Origin of the sequence: Streptomyces javensis (assembly GCF_039525925.1) — a bacterium.
In the GTDB taxonomy this organism is placed as follows: Bacteria; Actinomycetota; Actinomycetes; order Streptomycetales; family Streptomycetaceae; genus Streptomyces; species Streptomyces asiaticus.
On record NZ_BAAAIF010000001.1, the window covers coordinates 528,744 to 544,854 of the forward strand.

Genomic DNA, 16,111 nt, shown 5'->3' on the forward strand with positions numbered 1-16,111 from the left:
ACGTGCGGTGACGGGGCTGACCGCGTCCCGCTACCCGGCGGCCTCGTGCCCGATACCGACCTCTCACCAGGTCAGAGCGCACCGCTTTTTGTCAGGAATCCTAAGACCCCTGGTTCATCGGCTCCGACACCAGTCAGCCCGTACAGACTGCGGAACGCATTTCGGAATCGGCCCCGGGCCTCGGCGCGTGGGGCATGCGGTCAGGCGCTGAGTTCAGCCACGGTTCGGTGGTTTTTGGGGAGGAGGAATCCGGCCAGGAGCCGGTCGAGGCCGGGCAGACGTATGGCGCGGAATCCCCAGCGTCGCAGCAGGAGTTTGGCCGACGAGGTCGGCAGGAACCATTCGGTGACACGGTCCCGGGCCGCCATCTGGACGTCGGTCGCGACCGGGCGCCAGCGCCGTTCGTAGTCGGTCACTGCTTCGGGCACCGAGGACGACCGGTGCAGCCGTTCGGCCAGTACATAGGCGCCCGCGACGCCGAGGGAGGCACCTTGTCCGGCGACGAGGGAGACCGCGTGGGCGGCGTCGCCGATCAGAGTCACCCGCCCGTCGCACCAACGCGGCATGTCGATCTGGGCGACCTGGTCGTAGTAGACCTGGTCGGGCGGCGGGCACTGCGCCAGGGCCCGGTCGGCGAGGTCTCCCATGCCTGCGTACGTGTGGCGGAGCGTTTCGCGCGGATCCCCGGGCAGGGCCGGATCCGGGGCGCGGTGCACGGCGAAGACCGCGATGCGGTCGTCGTCGAGCCCGTAGAAGCCCATCTGGCGGTTGAGCGTCTCGGTGAGCACGAACCGGCCGCGGACCTGTTCGAACGCCTCGGGATCGGTGAAGACGAAGGCGCTGGTGTGCATGCCGAGGTAGCGGAGATAGTCGCGTTCGCCGCCGAAGACGAGCGAGCGGACGCGGGAGTGAACGCCGTCGGCGCCCACGATCAGGTCGGCCTCGAGCGCGGTGCCGTCGGACAGGACGGCCTTGTCATCGTCGATCCGGTCGATGGTGGTGTGGTGGCGGAGGTCGATCTCGTCGGCGAGCGATTGGCGCAGCATGCGTTCGAGTGCGGGACGCATGATGCTGGCGATCTCACCGTCGAGCGCTTTGGAGAAGAGGGCGTAGTCGACGCTGACGGTCTTGCGGCCGCGGCCATCGATGTAGCGGAACTCGTTGACAGCGCTGGCGGACTCGCGCAGCTGGGGTTGCAGGCCCATCGCGGTCAGGGCCTCGAATCCGGGGCCGAAGAAGTCGATCATGTAGCCCTGACTGCGGGGGCCGGGGGCGTGGTCGACGAGGTGAACCTCCCACCCATGGTGGTGGAGGCGGTTGGCCAGGGCGAGGCCGGCGATGCCCGCGCCGCAGATGAGGGCCCTCATGGGCGTGCTCCGTTCGATTCGGTGTCGGTGAGTTGGCGCAGGAGTGGCGCGATGCGGGCGGCCGACAGCTGCGGATCGAGTCCCTTGTGGAGGAGGAAGCCGTCGAAGAGGGCCATCACGACGGTCGCGGCCGCTTCGGGCGCGGGATGACCCGAGCGCGCCAGTGACCCGGCGAGGGCGCCGCGGAAGTCGGACACGAGTTCGCTCATCTGGTCATGCAGTTGGGGATCGCGGGTGGCGGCGAGGTAGGCCTCGATGAACAGCAGGGATGCGGGGTCGGCGCCGGTGTACTGGTCGAGGTCGGACAACATCGCCTCGATACCGGCGGTGGGGCTCGCGGTCGCGGCGAGGAGCGCCGCGGTGCCGTCGAGCATGCGGCGCATCTCTTCGAGCGTGGCCTGACGCAGCAGTGCCTGGAGCGACTCGAAGTGGTAGTGCACCAGGCCTGAACGGACACCGGCCCGTTCGGCCAGGATGCGGGTGCTCACGGCGTTCCAGCCGAGCTCGCCAATGAGTTCCCGGGCAGCCGCCAGCAGTTGCTCGCGTACATTCCGGCCGCGTTCGGCGTTGGTCTGGCCGGGCATGCGGCTCTCCTTGGTCGATCGTCTTGGACGCATGACCAATCTAGCGCTCGCGGCCGTGTCAGGCCACCCGGACTCCTGCGCTGATATCTGATCAAACCCTGTAAAAACCCGCCGAGTCGGCTGGTGTGTGAGGGTTGCGTCCAGGCTGGCGTCAAGGCGGGCAGAGGGGATCCGGTGGATCCGGTCGAACACCCCTGCCCGGCACCGCCGGTCGCACCATCAGTTGCGACTGGACCCTGAGGTGTTACTGACCTTTCCATTGGGTTGCCGAGGGCGGCATCCCTTGATCCCTGCGGTGGTTCGTGGCCATGAGGCATGCGCAGGTGGTCTCATCCGCAAGGCCGGGCCAGGCCAGGCGGGATAGGGTGCGGATGCTGACGGAGCCGTACGGGCTTTTCGCCGGGACTCTCCACAGGCCCTCAGTAGCAGGACGCGGGCCCTTGGCCACGCACTCTGGCGCAAGGACGTACGGGACCCAGTGCCGGGCATGGATGTCGAACAGCGTCGGATGGGATCGGGGCCTGCCCAGTTCACGGGCGCCGAGCAGGCAGGAACTCGGCGGGGGAACGGACCCCGTACGGGTAGGCATGTTCCTGCTCGAAGGCGTCAAGGGTGCGACAGCCGCCGGTGAGCAGGCCGGAAGCTGTCGGCGGTGGCTGGGTCAGTGTGGGCCCAGGTGAGTGCCTCCGTAGGTGTGGGGAGCAAGGCCAAGCGCGGGGCCGGAGCGCCCGCGGGCGGTGATCAGGCCGTCGACGGCCAGCTGGAGCGCGGAGGCGGCGGCGTCCCACATCGCCTCCCGGACTTCCTCTCGCATCTGCTCCCAGGGGCGCCAGAGGTTCAGGCCGGTGCGTTCCGCGTGGCCAGAGGTCTGCCAGATCTGCTGCAACACGGCCTTGCCGCGGGCGTCTTGTGTGCTCGCGGCAAGGCTGATCTCATCCAGGAGGGAGCGCAGCAGCCGGAACCACGCCCCGGCGTGCACGTTCCTGCCGGGCAGGGCGACACGGTCGGCGGTGAGTGCTTCGTGGGTGTGGTGGTCCAGGTCGGCGCGGGGCGCCTCCAGCGGTTCCCTGTGCATTTCCCTGCCCAGGATCAGCGCGGCCCGGACTTCGGAGATCTCCAGGAGTCGGCAGTCGTGCTCGACGCAACTGCTCGTCAGCGCCAGCCGCCACACCAGTGGGATGTCCCGGTGCGGGGCGGTGGGCGGGTGTGGGTGGTGTTGTTGGAATATCGAGCGTCAAACCCGGAGATGACGCGATCACGACGAGCAGAACACCGCCTCAGGCCGGCCCCCCGGCCTCAGCCGCTCGCCACAAGCCCGACAGTTCCCCTCCCCGGCCCGCGGGGTGCCCTTGGGCACCCCGCCAGGGCAGGTCTGGAGGCTACTCCAGGTCTTCGCCGCTGAGGCCACTGCCGCCTTCGCTTCAGTTGACAGCCGTGGAGCATCGCGCGCTACGGGGCGCCCACTCGCTGCCGCTGCCGCTCACCGTCGGTGTGCGCCTTGCCCATCAGCGAGCCTTCTTCCTGCTCGTAGTGGGACAGGGCGAGGCCGAGGCAGAAGAAGGTGGGTGCCCACTCGCCGACGAAGATGCCCCACCGGTCCGCCCGGTCGAGGCCCTTACCGGGCTCGGCGCGGAGGGACGTGGCCCATGTGAAGACCGACAGGCCGATGGAGGCGACAGCGGCGGTGTAGGCGTACTCCGAGCGCAGGCCGATGTCGTGAAGCTTCTTGATCATGGCGGTGCTCCTTGGAGAGGGTCCCCCCTCAGGTCCGCCCTCGTGTGCCCATGTTTCGGCGGGTGACACAGGACGGGTTCAGGACGTGGGCCGCTTCTTCGCCGGGGCCTTCTTGGTGGGGGCTTTCTTCCTGGGCCGCATCTCCCGCCCCTCACCTTCGTCGCCTTCCTCGCCGCGGGCCTGGTTCGCGGCCCGTCGACTCCAACCCTCGAGGCCGGTCATCGGTCGTTGCACGGGCGTCGGGAGGTGATGGTGTTCCCGGAGATTGCCCATCGCCGAGGAAGAGGATTCAGCGGGACTTGGGCGCGCTGTCCACTGGGCCGGGGTGCCGTGTGCTTGTACCGCGGCAGCCACGTGATCGGCGAGGGGTTCGGGCAGGGCTTGGCAGTTGAAGGTCTGCATGAGTGCGTCGGCGATCAGGCGCACTGTGCATGGGTGTTCTCGGCCACTTGATCGTCGCCGGATGATTTTGCTATCCGCGGCTGCCGTTCGGCGGTGAAGAGTGGAAGGGTGTTGGTCAGGGCGAGCAGGCGGGCCACGGCCGGGCTGATGGCACACAGGATGAAGCTCTTGGATGCCTGGAGGGCGCGGTGGCGCACGCGCAGCAGAACGTTGAGGGCGGAGCAGTCGCAGAACTCGACTCCCGCAAGATCCAGTTCCAGGCCGCCCACAGCGTGGTCCAGTGCATCGCTCAGTGTCTGTTGCAGTACCTGACCGCTCTCCAGGTCGAACTCGCCGGACGCTGTCACGATGAGCCGGTCGCCGACCGCGTCGACATTAAGTGTCATGGGCACCGGCGGCTGCATGTGCTGTAGAGCGGTGACGTACTCCATGCAGAGCCCCTCGTCTCGGGCAAGGGTCGCGTGATGGGACATGGGAGGCTCCTGGTGCATACCGTCGTCTCTGTGCTCCCAGGATCACCATAACTCTGGTTCACGTCAATCTTTACATGAAATGTAGTTCCTGTTTTTTAATGCGTGAATCAGATGTCGTATCGTGGCGACGAACCGAACACCGGAACCGCATGCAGGCTGGGCGTTCTTGACTAACCATGCCCGGGTGCTGATCGCGATCTTCGAAGATCACACGATCCGTGTCCGCGACATCGCCACCCGCTGCCAGCTCAATGAACGCGCCGTGCAGAAGATCATCGTCGACCTCGAAGAGGGCGGATGCGTCACCGACGTCGGGCGGGGCCGGGGATGTCGAGGCGGTTCGGCCCGAACCGGTCGCCGAGATCGCCTTCACCGAGTGGGCCCGCGACGGACGCCTGCGTCGCCCCGCTACCAGGGGCTGTGGCGGGACAAGCCGGCCCGCGACGCCGCCGTGCGCGAGTGATCGGGGCACTCGCGTCCGTGTGCCCGGGGAAAGCCGAGCGTGAGCGGGAATACGGCCGCATGGGCGGGGCCTCCAACCCGAGGAGGGGCTGGGCCGGGCGCCGGAGAGGGCTACGCTCGCCGAACCGCGAGGTGTCGGGCAAGGTGGCGGGGATCAGAGGTGTCCACACGGGGCCCGGGCCACGGCGTTCACACGGATGCCGCGCTCCGCCAGGCTCCCCGCGAGGCCCCGGGTGAAGGTCACGATGGCGCCCTTGGTCGTTGCGTAGTCGAGCAGATGAGCGCTGAGCTTGTACCTGCACCGAGGTGGTGTTGGTGATGCTGCCGCCTTCCGGGATATGCGGCAGGGACATCTTGCAGAGCCAGAACATACCGTACAGATTCGTGCGCATCACGCGGTCGAACTGCTCGGTGGTGATGTCTTCCAGAACCTGGGCAGATAAGAGAAACCGAATGCCCTGGGTGCCCGATGGCGGCACGCACAAACCATCCGCCATGGAGTCAGGCCTCCCTTCCGGACCAGCGGGGCTTGACGATCTCCGGTCCGGATCGGTAGCCGACCAGTTCGCGCGTACCGTAGCGAAACTGCGGCCGAGAAACTTCGACACCAGATCCCTGAATCGGGTGTCGCCATAGCGCGTCAGCGGCTGTCCGCCATATCTGTTCGAAACGCCCGGCGAGACACAGTTTCCTCACCTGGTGATCGGGAACGCGCTTGATGAGCGGCCATACCACGGCAGTTGCCACCAGGGCTTCGCCGCGGCGGCCCAATGGAGGTTCGTACTTATGTTCAGGGCGATTGCAGATGTCATCCGGGCCATCGGTGGGGCCATCGCCACCGTCGTCACGCTGCCTTTCCGGGCTGTGGCTCGGCTCTTCGGCGGAGCATCGGACACCGCGCACGGCCGTCACTGAACCCGCACGCAATTGTCGCCAGCCGTACCCGGCCGTGAGGAGGTCACCGACATTGCCGGTAAAGGCCGGGCGGCGGCGCGGTGGGCGGAAAACACGGCCTTTTGGGCGGTCGGCATCGTCGCGATTACTCCGCTGGGGAGCGTGGTGCCTCCGGGGACCGTGAGACGCATCAGCGAGTAGTGCCAGGCGATTTCTTGGATGCCCGGACCCTCGGAAAGTCGGCGCAGTGGGGGAGTTTCCATCAGGGATTTTCTGTGAGGGAGTTTCTGTCAGGGAGTGGGGCCCGGCCCGTTGGCCGTGAGGCTGCTCGCGGGCAATAGTGGAAGTGGGGCATCCCTGAAGGAGTGGAGGGTTCCATGATCATCTTGGGGATCATTCTCCTCGTCGTCGGATTCGTGACCGGCATCAGCGTTCTCTGGACCATTGGGATCATCCTCCTCGTCATCGGAGCGATCCTGTGGGCCTTGGGCGCCCTCGGCCACGCGATCGGCGGTCGTCGACACTACTGGTAGAGCCGTCGCCGAAGGCTGGGCTGTACGTGCGGACTGGCCGTCGTAGGCTCGTCGAACGGGACTGGGAAGGCCCGATACGACCGGCGGTCACCGATGCTGGTCGCCGGTCGGGGTGGCCGACGGCTTGTCGGTCCGAGCGGACGCGGACCGCGTGGCCGACGGCTCTTCCGCCCGCGTGGAGCGCCGCGCTGGTCTGTGGTCGCCCGGTCCGGCCGCGCGCTGTTGTCCTATTCAGCCGCGATGAGCCTGCGATGCCAGGTGAACGGTGTGACGGGCGTGACCGGGAAGACCTCATGCCACCGGCAGCGGGGTATCAGGCCCGAGAACGCAGCCAGCCAGAACCGGTCAGCGGGCTCATACCGGACTCTGCCGTTCATCTACGAGGCAGTACCGCGTTCCGCGGACCTGTGCCGTGCCGGGTCAGACGGTGAACTGGCCGGGGTTGGCGGCGGCCCAGTCCTCGGCCCACGTCGCCGGGGGCTCGGTGAGCAGCTGCCCCGGAGCCAGCCACTCGTACAGCTCCGCGTGGGAGCGGACGGTGAAGGGGTCGACCCGCGTCCGCAGCATGTGCGGACGCAGCTCGGTGGGGTCATGGACGCCCATGGACGCCATGATCTGCATCGCCCCGTACACCGTGGCCCGCTGGAACCGCTCCACGCGCGCCGACTTGTCACCCACGTCCAGCGCGCGGGCCCGCCGAGGATCCTGCGTGGCCACCCCGACGGGGCAGGTGTTGGTGTGGCAGCGCTGGGCCTGGATGCACCCGGTGGCGAACATCATCGCCCGTGCCGCGTTGGTGTAATCCGCCCCCTGCACCATCCGCTTCACCATGTCGCTCCCGGTGGCCACCTTGCCGCTGGCGCCGACCCTGATCCGGTCCCGCAACCCCGTGCCGACCAGCGCGTTGTGCACCGTGATCAAACCCTCGGTCAGTGGCGTGCCAACATGGTCGGCGAACTCCAGCGGGGCCGCGCCGGTGCCCCCTTCTGCGCCGTCCACCACGATGAAGTCCGGAGTGACGCCCTCGCTCAGCATGGCCTTGCACACGGCCAGAAACTGCCGCCGCGAGGTGAGGCACAGCTTGAAGCCGGTGGGCTTGCCACCCGCCAGCTCCCGCATCCGGCCGATGAACCGCACCAGCTCGCGGGGTGTGGAGAACACCCGATGGTACGGCGGCGACACCACCGTCTGCCCCTGCGGCACCTCGCGCACCTTGGCGATCTCCGCGTTGACCTTGCTGCCCGGAAGCACTCCGCCCATGCCCGGCTTCGCGCCCTGCGACAGCTTGAGGGAAACACACTTCACCTGGTCATGGGCCGCCTTCTCGGCGAACATGGCCGCATCGAAGTCACCGTCGTCCGTCCGGCACCCGAAATACCCGGTTCCGATCTCCCAGATCAGATCGCCACCGTGGCGCAGATGGTATTCCGACAGACCGCCCTCACCCGTGTCCTGCGCGAATCCGCCCAGGGCCGCACCACGGTTGAGCGCGAGGATCGCGTTGGCCGACAGAGATCCGAAGCTCATCGCCGAGATGTTCAACAGCGCCATGTCGTACGGCTTGGCACAGTCCGGCCCGCCAATCCGGACCCTGGGCGGCTGGTCCGGCGTGGCCTTGGGCGCCAGCGAAGGGACCAGGAACTCGTACCCCGCCGCACCGACGTCCCGCTCCGTCCCGAACGGCTCCTCGGCGTCCACACCCTTCGCCCGTTCGTACACGATGCTGCGCACATCACGGTCGTACGGGCGACCGTCGTAGTCGCGCTCGATGAAGTACTGCTGTAGCTCCGGCCGTAGCGCCTCCAGCAGGAACCGCAGATGGCCCAGTAGCGGATAGTTGCGCAGGACGGAGTGCTCGCGCTGCACCACATCCCGGACCGCCACGGCCGTCATGGCCGCCGCCACCACGACCAGGAGCCACCACCACGGCGATACCCACCACGCGAGTGCCGCGCCGAGCGCCACCGTCAGGGCAGGACCAGTGATCAATACGAGTTTCAGCACGTCGCACGGCTACCCCACTCGCACCAGTCGATGCGGTTACCTCCGCCGGGTCGAACCGGACCGTGTGCGAATGGTGCGTACGGCCTGCCGGATGACCGCCACGGCGGACACTCCATGGGGACCTCGGCCGAGCCGGGACGGGGTGCCGGTCGGGTGCTTCCTCCGGGACAACCCGATGAGGCGCAGTCCCCGGTCCAGGCGGTGCAGGGCGGAAGTCATGGCAGATATCCCATCGTCAGGTTGGCGAAAATGGCGGGGCGCCCGACTATCGGCTTCCCCTCAGCTGACGCGCTATGCGTGGTGGATACGTCGGCCCGCCACACCGCTGATCTTGCAGCGGGTGTGGAGGGCGCGTACCGGGGCAGTCAGCAGTGACGATCTTGATGTCACCACACGAGGGGACCGCCATCCATGGCCACTTCCGGCCGTCGGCCGCGTATCGGGCGTCAGTACGCCTTCAGCCTGCGGAATCTCTCAGTCTGCTTCGGGCTGATCGCCATCGTTGTTTTCGGGGCGGGGGTCACCGTAAGAGCCGCCGGCGGCGCGACCGACGCCCAACCTGTCGCCGCCGTGGCCGTGGGACTGCTCACTCTTCTGGCCGCCGTCGTGATGCGCCACCGCCGTACGGCCCTCGCTTCTCCCGAGGAGGATTCCCTCGGAGCAGCCGACTTCGAGGCGATGACGGCCAGTGAGTTTGAGCAGGCGGTGGCGGACCTGTGTGAACGGGGTGGCTGCCGGGTCAGCCAGGTGGAGGGCGGCGGGGGTGACCTGGGCGCGGACGTCCTCGCCACCGCCCCCGACGGCCGGCGCATCGTCATCCAGTGCAAGCGATACGACCCGGCTCACAAGGTCGGCTCGCAGGATGTTCAGCGCTTCGGCGGAACGTGCTTCGCCGTCCACGACGCCCAGATCGCCGCGGTGGTCACGACCAGCGAGTTCACCGAGCCCGCCGCCGAGTACGCCATGCAGTGCGGAATTCTGTGCGTCGACGGGCAGGAGCTCGCCACGTGGGCGAGCACGGGCCCGGCTCCGTGGGCGGAGTAACGCAACGGCGCCATCCCGTTAGCCTCTGTAGTCGATGTCGCCTCGCTCGCAGTTCTGCCGGGCGATGTCCCGCAGCTCATCAGGCGACGGTGGCGGTGTCGGACACCATGCCGAGCGCGGCCCGGCGGCCCAACTCATCGAGGGGCGGATTGCATCGTACGACTCTGATCGTCACAGTGGCTCCTCACAGGGGGATGTTGCCGTGCTTCTTGGGTGCCACCGGGCGGGGCGCGGTCTTCGTGGAGGGATCGCGTCGTGGAGGGATCGCGTCCCCGCCATGGCCCGCCTACGCGTACCCCGCCGCCATGGACGCCCCCGCACCAGGCCGGACATGGTCCTGGCCGACGGGGCATACTCCTCCCGCGAGATCCGCGACCACCTACGCAGACGCGGAGCACGCTGATCCAAACACCGCCCAGTTCACGCCTCGTCGTCCGCCGACCGTGTCAGGTACGCGTGGTTGTCCTCAATGAGGTGGTCCAGCGCGTCCCTGGCGGCGGCAAGGCCGTCGATGTCCTCGGACAGCCGGGCCCGCTCGCGGCCCATGATCTCCAGCGCCTGCCGCGCCCTGTCCTCGCTCGGCTCGGTCATGCAGGGCACCATCTCGACGATGGTGCCGCTGGACATACCCGCCGCCAGGAACGCCTTCACCAGGCGCACCCGCTGGACGTGCTCGTCTTCGTAGTGGCGCTGTCCGCTGGGCGAGCGGGAGCTGACAAGCAGGCCCTGCTCCTCGTAGTAGCGCAGCGACCGGCGGCTGACTCCCGTCCGGGCGGACAATTCACCGATCCGCATGCCGAACTCCTCCCATGCTCCTGGCTCACTTGCCCCTCACATCAATGTGAGCCTTTAGGTTAACTCCATGCTGAAGCTCATCTTCATGATCAACCGCGCCGAGGGAATGTCGTACGAGCGTTTTGTCGAGCACCACCGGGATCGGCACGCGCCGCTGTTCACCTCCATCCCGGAGGCGGAGCGCTACGTGCGCAAGTACACCGTGTCCCACCCGGTCCCTGCCGAGAACTACCCGCCCCGGGCCTACGACGGCCTGACGGAAATCTGGTTCGAGGACTGGGAGGACCACGACGCCTTCTTCGCCTCCGACAACTACCGGACGCTGGTCAACCCCGACGAAGCACGCTTCATCGACATGGACTCGGTGGCCGTGATGGTCACCGAGGAGAAGGAGGTCATCTGACGGACCGACTCGACGGGGCGGATGCGAACTCAGCTCTTGCGGCCGACCCGCGTACACGTTGGTGTCCGCGCCCGCGACGCGGACCGCCTCAGCGGCTTCGCCGTTCTCGCCGTTCGCCTTGGTCTCGGCGATCGTGCGGCGGTGCAGGATGTTGACCGCGCCCTGGGCGCCCATGGCGGCGGTCTGGGCGGTCGGCCAGGCGAGGTTGGGTCGGCGCCGCGGCGGATGATGCCATCGTGCTTCTGGTCCACGCCCGGGAGGAAGCCGGGGACGTCGACGAAGGTGATGATCGGGATGTTGAAGGCGTCGCAGATGCGGACGGAGCGTGCGGACTTCTCGAAGGCGTCGATGTCGAGGCAGCCGGCGAACCGCATCGATTGGTTGGCGACAATGCCGACCGGGTGACCCCCGACCCGGCCGAAGCCGGTCAGGATGTTTTCGGCGCGAGGAGTGGCTGCGTCTCCAGAACTCGGTGTCGTCCAGGACGTGTTCGATGACGGTGCGCATGTCGTACGGCTGGTTGGCACTGTCCGGGACGATCGTGTCCAGCTCGCAATCCTCGGCGGTGACCAGGAGGTCCGCTTCCTCCGCTTGATGACGTCGGGGCCGGTGATGAACATGTGCGAGGTCTGGCCGACCATGACCGTGAAGATGGTCTGGTGTATGCAGCCGTCGGGAGGCTCGGGCTGGTCCGGGGCGGTAGTCCAACGACCGGGAGACTCGGGCTGGTCCTGGGCGGTAGTCCACCGACAAGCTCATCCGTCAGCGGGCGACTTCCCGCTTCGTCAGCACCAGCAGGGCCCGCACCAGCGGGGTCGCCCACCTCGGCAGGGCCAACGCCTCGGGCCGTCGGGCACCGGCTCGCGAGGCGAGGGGCGGGCGGCCTGAAGAGATGGAGGTGAGACGTCCTTTCCGTCCCTGAAGCGTCCGCACCTGCTATGGCGTGCCGGCGAGCCTGCCCATCACGTCGTACACCTGCTGCGGAGTCAGCGGGGCTACGGAAAGCGCTCCTTGAGTTGGTTCCGTGTCCAGCCCCTCGAGCAGGAAGGCGACTTGGCGGCGCCAGGCGTCGGGCGCGGTGTCCGCGACCGCGCGGGCGAGCAGGGCGTTGGTGCCGAAGAAGAGCAGGAGGTCCTCGCTGGTGAAGTCTGGGCGGATGGCGCCGGCCAGCTGGGCTCGTTCGATGATCCGTGTGGCGGCGTCCTGCGCCCGGCCGCAGATGGCCATCAGGCACTCGGCGGCCGGATAGCGTCCGCTGACGACGTCGGCGACCGCGGGATCGGTGGCCTGTAGTTCACAGACCTTCTCGATGTAGTACGCGAACCCCTCCCGGGGGTCTTCGAAGGACAGGGCGTGCTCGGCGGCTTCGTCGAGACGGTCGGCGGCCAGCCCGGTCACCACTTCGTCAATGAGCGCCTCGCGGGTGCCGAAGAGGTTGTAGAGCGTGCCGTGACTGACACCGGCCCGGCGGGCGATTTCTTTCAGGGGCACCTTCAGGCCGCGTTCCTGGAAGAGCTCGGCGGCGGCTGCTCGCAGCTTCTCCGCGTTCCGTTGCGCGTCGGCCCGCATCCGGTCGTTCCTCCTGGCTGTGACATTGCGGCTTCCATGGTCGCATCCCCCCAGCAGATTAACTTGACCCGTGGGTCATGTTGAGTGTTACCGTTGGCAGGCAAGTTGACCCGAGGGTCAAGAACTGTTGCGGCAAGGAGCAGTCCCATGTCCAAAGTGATCGCCGTCCTCGGTGCCGGTACCGGCCTGGGTGTGTCCGTGGCCCGCCGCTTCGGGCGCGAAGGTTTCCGGGTCGCCCTGGTGGCCCGCCGCAAGGACCGGCTGGACACCCTCGTCGAGGTGCTCGCCGGCGAAGGCATTGAGGCGGTCGCGTTCTCCGCCGATCTCTCCAAGCCCGCCGAGGTGCCCGCTCTCGTCGAGGCGATCCGTGACCGCTTCGGCCGGATCGACGTGGTCGCGTACGGGCCGATCAGCGGTGACCAGGGCTTCACCCCGGCCGCCAAGCTGGACGCGGCAACTTTGCAGGGCCTGTCCCCGCTCCTGCTGTTCACCCCGGTCGAGGTGGTCCGGGCAGTGCTGCCGGAGTGGACCGAGCGCGGCGAGGGCGCCTTCCTGCTCGCTCAGGGCTACTCAGCGGCGCAGCCGATGCCCCACCTCAGCGGCCTGGGCCCGGTGATGTCCGCCACCCGCAACTACCTGTACTCCCTCAACGCCGAGCTGGCTGACACGGGCATCTACGTCGGAGCCCTGACCATCGCGTCCCTGATCGCCCGCAGCGAGGTGTCCGCCGCGGCACAGGCCGCCTTCGAGTCGGCCGACGGTCCGCACTTCCCGGTCGTCGACCCGGACGACCTCGCAGAGCACTACTGGAACATGTACACCAAGCGCGACCGCGTCGAGCAGTTCCACCCCGAGTCGCTGACTCCACAGGCCACGGCATAGCAGGACTCCGGCACCTCTTTCCATCGGGCCCGTTGGGGAGCAGGCCGAGCGCGTGGATGCAGATGACGCGAGTGGCGTGCCTCGTGACGTCGCAGGTCCCGGCAAGGTCCGCACGGATCCGAGGTGGGCGACCGCGCTGGTGCGGGCCCTGCTGGTGCTGACGAACCGGGAAGTCGCCCGCTGACGGATGACCTTGTCGGTGGACTACCGCCCCGGGCCAGCCTGAGCCTCCCGACGACTGCGCACACCAGACCGTCTGACGTGCGATTTTCATGATGCGCGGGGTCCAGCGGGAGCACCCGCAGTTCCGGGTTGGCGGGCCGGTGAACCGGCTGAACACTGCGGAGTGGGAGGAAGGCTTTGACCTGACGGAGGCGGATGAGCGGTACAGGGAGATCAACCCGTACGAGCTGCGCGAGCGGTAGCCGGGTCGCCCGAGTCCGTGCGTACTTCTTCCAGGTGCCTCCGGCTTGAGCGGCGACGGACGGTGCCGCCTGTGGGGTCGCGGGCGAGGGCCAGGGCACGGGCCGCATCGATCGAGCCAGCCGGACCTCGATGCACCGCATCGCCCGGCAGTGCCCGCCGCACCGCGATCCGGCCCACCCTCGGCCGCATTCGGCGGGGTGCGCCGCATCGAGGCCATTGAGGGGGCCCGCACGAGTGCATTCAAGGGCTCTGGCCGCGATGTCGTGCTTCCGCAGGTCATCCACAGCCAGGCTCGTGGTCTGCCCCCACCGTTGAGGAGGAGCCGGGGCACTCTGGTCCTCACTGGGTGTCGATGCCGGACCAATCTTCACTAGTCTTCGGGCCGTGGCCTTACGACCTGATGAGTTCTACGATCACGCGCTTGCGGCTGCGGATGGTGAGCGCCGGCTCCCGCTCGCGCGCATGACAGGGTGGGATATCAGCCCGTTCGAACGGGACGGATTGCGAGTCGCGCCGCTGCGCCCTCCGGTTCTGCCCGAGGCTCCGCGGCAGGGGGAGGACCCGTCGAGCTGCGATGCGTGCCGGGACCGGGGCGATGGGATCTGGTTCAACGGCAGTTGGCGGCTCACGCGGATCACGGGAGTCGGTGTGCCGCTGGTGCTCATGCTGTATCCGCGTGAGCACTATGACATGGCTGACCTGCCCGATGAGCTGGCAGCCGAGCTGGGGATCCTGTCCACTCACATCGTCCGCCACGTGCAGGCTCTGCCACACATTTCGCGGGCCCATGTCTACCGCATCGGAGATGGCGGCGCACACCTGCACATCTGGTTCTTCGCCCGGCCCGAGGGACAGACCCAGCTGCGCGGGTCATGGATGCCTGTCTGGGACGATCTGCTGCCGGAATACCCGGCAGACGTGGCAGAGGCGGATGCGGCGATCGTGGCAGACGCATTGGTCGCCTCCCTCGGAGGCCGCCGCTCGGCTGCGGGCGAGTCGCGGCGCGGCTGATCACTGGTAGTTGGGTGAGGGGCATGGCTGGGTGAGGGCCCGGGTTCGCAGAAGTGCGAACGAGGCACGGCCATACATGGCTCGCTTGAGCGTATTCCACCCGGTTTCAGGTGTTCTTCGGCAACTCCGGAACGCCACGGGAAGGTGAGGCCGGACGGGACGGTGTCGAGGTCCCGGCGGAGGAGGCCGGTGAATCCGCTCACCGGTTTCGCAGCGTCCCTGCTCAGCGTGGCGGATCCGCTCCTGGAGCAGGTGTCCGCGCCGGTGACGCACCGGATCGGCGAACGCGCGGGCCAGGTCGCAGGCCCGGGTGATATCCGGGCAGGCGAGCCGGAGGGAAAGCGGTTGCTCCTGCTGGCTGCCGGTGAGCGAGTCACGCGGAGGGTGATCCAGGAGGTGGTCCTTGCGGGGGCTGGGGAGGTCGGCCCGGACCGGTTCGGCGGTGCCCGCGCGCGGGGCGGCGAGGTGTTTGCGGGCGACCTGGCGGCTGCCGAGGCAGCCGCGTTCACGGATCTCCGGGAACAGGCGGGTGCCGCTGATCCGGGCGACCGGCGGACGCCGCCTCCACCACCGGGCCGCCAAAGGAATCGCCGACGCGCTCCACTCGCGCGTCGATTCGCGCATCGAACCCGGGAAACAGCACATCCTCGATTCGTCTTGCTCGCCATGGCAGGAAACACCCTGCTGAAATGATCCCCGGTCTCCGTCCCTGACCTGGGGGTTCACCGCCCTGCGGGCAGAGTGCGCATGCAGCGAGCCCCCGCACGAGTGCATTCAGCGAGCCCGCGCATAGGGCACCCCTGGCGGGACCCGTCTCGGCCGGGGCGCATTACACCTGGAGAGCGCCTGGGGCAGAAGACGGCCGGGGGTATCGGCCGCGCGCACAGCGGCACTCCGCTTGCTCCTGCCCTCCGGGCACGGCACCGGTCCGTCCGTCGGAAGGAAAAGATCGTGGCACGCATCTCGCGCATCGCCTTATCCCTCGTGGCCCTGCTCGGCGGGACCATCCTCACCTTGCCGGGCACAGCCTCGGCGGACGTCACGGCTGTGACGGCCTACAACACCAGGACCCAGCACCTCATCGACGACCCCAGGCTCGGCTGGGAGGAATCCTGTGTCGAACGCCGCATCAAACTGGACACCGGCACCTACGACTGGGGCCGCGTCATGGGATCCCGGCACACCTCCTGGCGCACCATCGAACTCGGCGCAGACTGGTACACCTGGAGGGACTGCCTGTGGCCGAAGAACGGCTACTACCTCCAGACCACCATGCTCGACCCCGACAACCCTGACTGGGTGCTGGTTTCGGACTCCGCCTCCCTGAAGGTGGCATATACCGGCACCTGGACATGGGGCGGATACCTCGACCCCCAGTTCTGACCCGCCGCCGCGCGGTGGCCCCACAGCGCCCTGGAGAAAAGGCGCCCCTCACTCGCCACCCTCGCGAGGCGGCCGCCGGTACGGGGCGGACCGGAACCCCGCGCGTGGCAAGCCGACGGGCGAGGGCGACGGAGTGCGCGCCCTG

Annotated in this window: 18 protein-coding genes and 3 pseudogenes; 11 read left to right on the plus strand and 10 right to left on the minus strand. The window is 68.1% G+C overall.

Features of this window, described 5'->3' with window-relative positions:
* Positions 1-200: 200 nt before the first annotated feature.
* The 5 genes from ABD329_RS02355 to ABD329_RS02375 all read right to left on the minus strand — a co-directional run bounded on the left by ABD329_RS02355 (position 201) and on the right by ABD329_RS02375 (position 4,518).
* Positions 201-1,367 (minus strand): FAD-dependent monooxygenase, encoded by a 1,167-nt coding sequence (locus ABD329_RS02355; protein ID WP_198275839.1) that lies wholly within the window; start codon positions 1,365-1,367, stop codon positions 201-203.
* Positions 1,364-1,951, minus strand: coding sequence for a TetR/AcrR family transcriptional regulator (locus ABD329_RS02360; protein ID WP_198275838.1), 588 nt, complete (start codon positions 1,949-1,951; stop codon positions 1,364-1,366). Before ABD329_RS02360 ends, ABD329_RS02355 begins: the two co-directional genes overlap by 4 nt.
* A gap of 661 nt (positions 1,952-2,612) precedes the next feature.
* The gene (locus ABD329_RS02365) at positions 2,613-3,122 is read right to left on the minus strand and encodes a hypothetical protein (protein WP_198275837.1); all 510 of its coding nucleotides are present in this window, start codon (positions 3,120-3,122) and stop codon (positions 2,613-2,615) included.
* 278 nt (positions 3,123-3,400) lie between these two features.
* On the minus strand, positions 3,401-3,685 hold the full coding sequence (locus ABD329_RS02370; protein WP_161563124.1) for a hypothetical protein: 285 nt from the start codon (positions 3,683-3,685) through the stop codon (positions 3,401-3,403).
* A gap of 416 nt (positions 3,686-4,101) precedes the next feature.
* A complete protein-coding gene (locus ABD329_RS02375) occupies positions 4,102-4,518 on the minus strand; it encodes an STAS domain-containing protein (protein ID WP_246618265.1) in 417 nt (138 codons plus the stop codon).
* A gap of 226 nt (positions 4,519-4,744) precedes the next feature.
* On the opposite strand from ABD329_RS02375, the gene ABD329_RS02380 reads away from it, so the two are divergent.
* Entirely contained in the window at positions 4,745-5,023 is a 279-nt protein-coding gene (locus tag ABD329_RS02380; RefSeq protein WP_309142647.1) for a hypothetical protein, read from the plus strand.
* 85 nt (positions 5,024-5,108) lie between these two features.
* Here ABD329_RS02380 and ABD329_RS02385 read toward each other — a convergent pair.
* A pseudogene (locus tag ABD329_RS02385) lies at positions 5,109-5,450 on the minus strand (SDR family oxidoreductase); the annotation flags it as partial.
* Positions 5,451-5,808: 358 nt separating this feature from the next.
* Between ABD329_RS02385 and ABD329_RS02390 the strand changes: the two are divergent.
* Both ABD329_RS02390 and ABD329_RS02395 read left to right on the plus strand, forming a co-directional pair.
* On the plus strand, positions 5,809-5,937 hold the full coding sequence (locus ABD329_RS02390) for an LPFR motif small protein (protein ID WP_014057601.1): 129 nt from the start codon (positions 5,809-5,811) through the stop codon (positions 5,935-5,937).
* A gap of 356 nt (positions 5,938-6,293) precedes the next feature.
* Positions 6,294-6,449, plus strand: coding sequence for a DUF6131 family protein (locus tag ABD329_RS02395; protein ID WP_086706874.1), 156 nt, complete (start codon positions 6,294-6,296; stop codon positions 6,447-6,449).
* Positions 6,450-6,869: 420 nt separating this feature from the next.
* Here the strand turns inward: ABD329_RS02395 and ABD329_RS02400 are convergent, their stop codons facing one another.
* A complete protein-coding gene (locus tag ABD329_RS02400) occupies positions 6,870-8,450 on the minus strand; it encodes an FMN-binding glutamate synthase family protein (protein ID WP_214664623.1) in 1,581 nt (526 codons plus the stop codon).
* 414 nt (positions 8,451-8,864) lie between these two features.
* Between ABD329_RS02400 and ABD329_RS02405 the strand changes: the two genes are divergently transcribed.
* Entirely contained in the window at positions 8,865-9,497 is a 633-nt protein-coding gene (locus tag ABD329_RS02405; RefSeq protein ID WP_198275835.1) for a restriction endonuclease, read from the plus strand.
* A 277-nt stretch (positions 9,498-9,774) separates the two neighbouring features.
* Positions 9,775-9,891 (plus strand): annotated as a pseudogene (locus ABD329_RS02410) (IS5/IS1182 family transposase); the annotation flags it as partial.
* Positions 9,892-9,917: 26 nt separating this feature from the next.
* Here the strand turns inward: ABD329_RS02410 and ABD329_RS02415 are convergent.
* A complete protein-coding gene (locus ABD329_RS02415; RefSeq protein ID WP_198275834.1) occupies positions 9,918-10,292 on the minus strand; it encodes a MerR family transcriptional regulator in 375 nt (124 codons plus the stop codon).
* A gap of 67 nt (positions 10,293-10,359) precedes the next feature.
* Here ABD329_RS02415 and ABD329_RS02420 point away from each other — a divergent pair, with 67 nt between their 5' ends.
* Positions 10,360-10,695, plus strand: coding sequence for an EthD domain-containing protein (locus tag ABD329_RS02420; protein ID WP_198275833.1), 336 nt, complete (start codon positions 10,360-10,362; stop codon positions 10,693-10,695).
* Between the two features lie 117 nt (positions 10,696-10,812).
* Here the strand turns inward: ABD329_RS02420 and ABD329_RS02425 are convergent.
* Both ABD329_RS02425 and ABD329_RS02430 read right to left on the minus strand, forming a co-directional pair.
* Positions 10,813-11,351, minus strand: a pseudogene (locus ABD329_RS02425) (carboxyl transferase domain-containing protein); the annotation flags it as partial.
* A gap of 280 nt (positions 11,352-11,631) precedes the next feature.
* Positions 11,632-12,264: a TetR/AcrR family transcriptional regulator gene (locus ABD329_RS02430; RefSeq protein WP_198275832.1), complete on the minus strand. Its 633-nt coding sequence runs from the start codon at positions 12,262-12,264 to the stop codon at positions 11,632-11,634.
* Positions 12,265-12,411: 147 nt separating this feature from the next.
* Here ABD329_RS02430 and ABD329_RS02435 point away from each other — a divergent pair, with 147 nt between their 5' ends.
* The 5 genes from ABD329_RS02435 (at position 12,412) to ABD329_RS02455 (ending at position 15,966) form a co-directional block, all read left to right on the plus strand.
* The gene (locus ABD329_RS02435; RefSeq protein WP_198275831.1) at positions 12,412-13,146 is read left to right on the plus strand and encodes an SDR family NAD(P)-dependent oxidoreductase; all 735 of its coding nucleotides are present in this window, start codon (positions 12,412-12,414) and stop codon (positions 13,144-13,146) included.
* Between the two features lie 275 nt (positions 13,147-13,421).
* The gene (locus tag ABD329_RS02440) at positions 13,422-13,571 is read left to right on the plus strand and encodes a hypothetical protein (protein WP_344315850.1); all 150 of its coding nucleotides are present in this window, start codon (positions 13,422-13,424) and stop codon (positions 13,569-13,571) included.
* Between the two features lie 385 nt (positions 13,572-13,956).
* The gene (locus tag ABD329_RS02445; RefSeq protein ID WP_309142645.1) at positions 13,957-14,583 is read left to right on the plus strand and encodes an HIT family protein; all 627 of its coding nucleotides are present in this window, start codon (positions 13,957-13,959) and stop codon (positions 14,581-14,583) included.
* A gap of 189 nt (positions 14,584-14,772) precedes the next feature.
* On the plus strand, positions 14,773-15,276 hold the full coding sequence (locus ABD329_RS02450; RefSeq protein WP_198275829.1) for a hypothetical protein: 504 nt from the start codon (positions 14,773-14,775) through the stop codon (positions 15,274-15,276).
* 258 nt (positions 15,277-15,534) lie between these two features.
* The gene (locus tag ABD329_RS02455; protein WP_198275828.1) at positions 15,535-15,966 is read left to right on the plus strand and encodes a hypothetical protein; all 432 of its coding nucleotides are present in this window, start codon (positions 15,535-15,537) and stop codon (positions 15,964-15,966) included.
* The last annotated feature ends 145 nt before the right edge of the window (positions 15,967-16,111 follow it).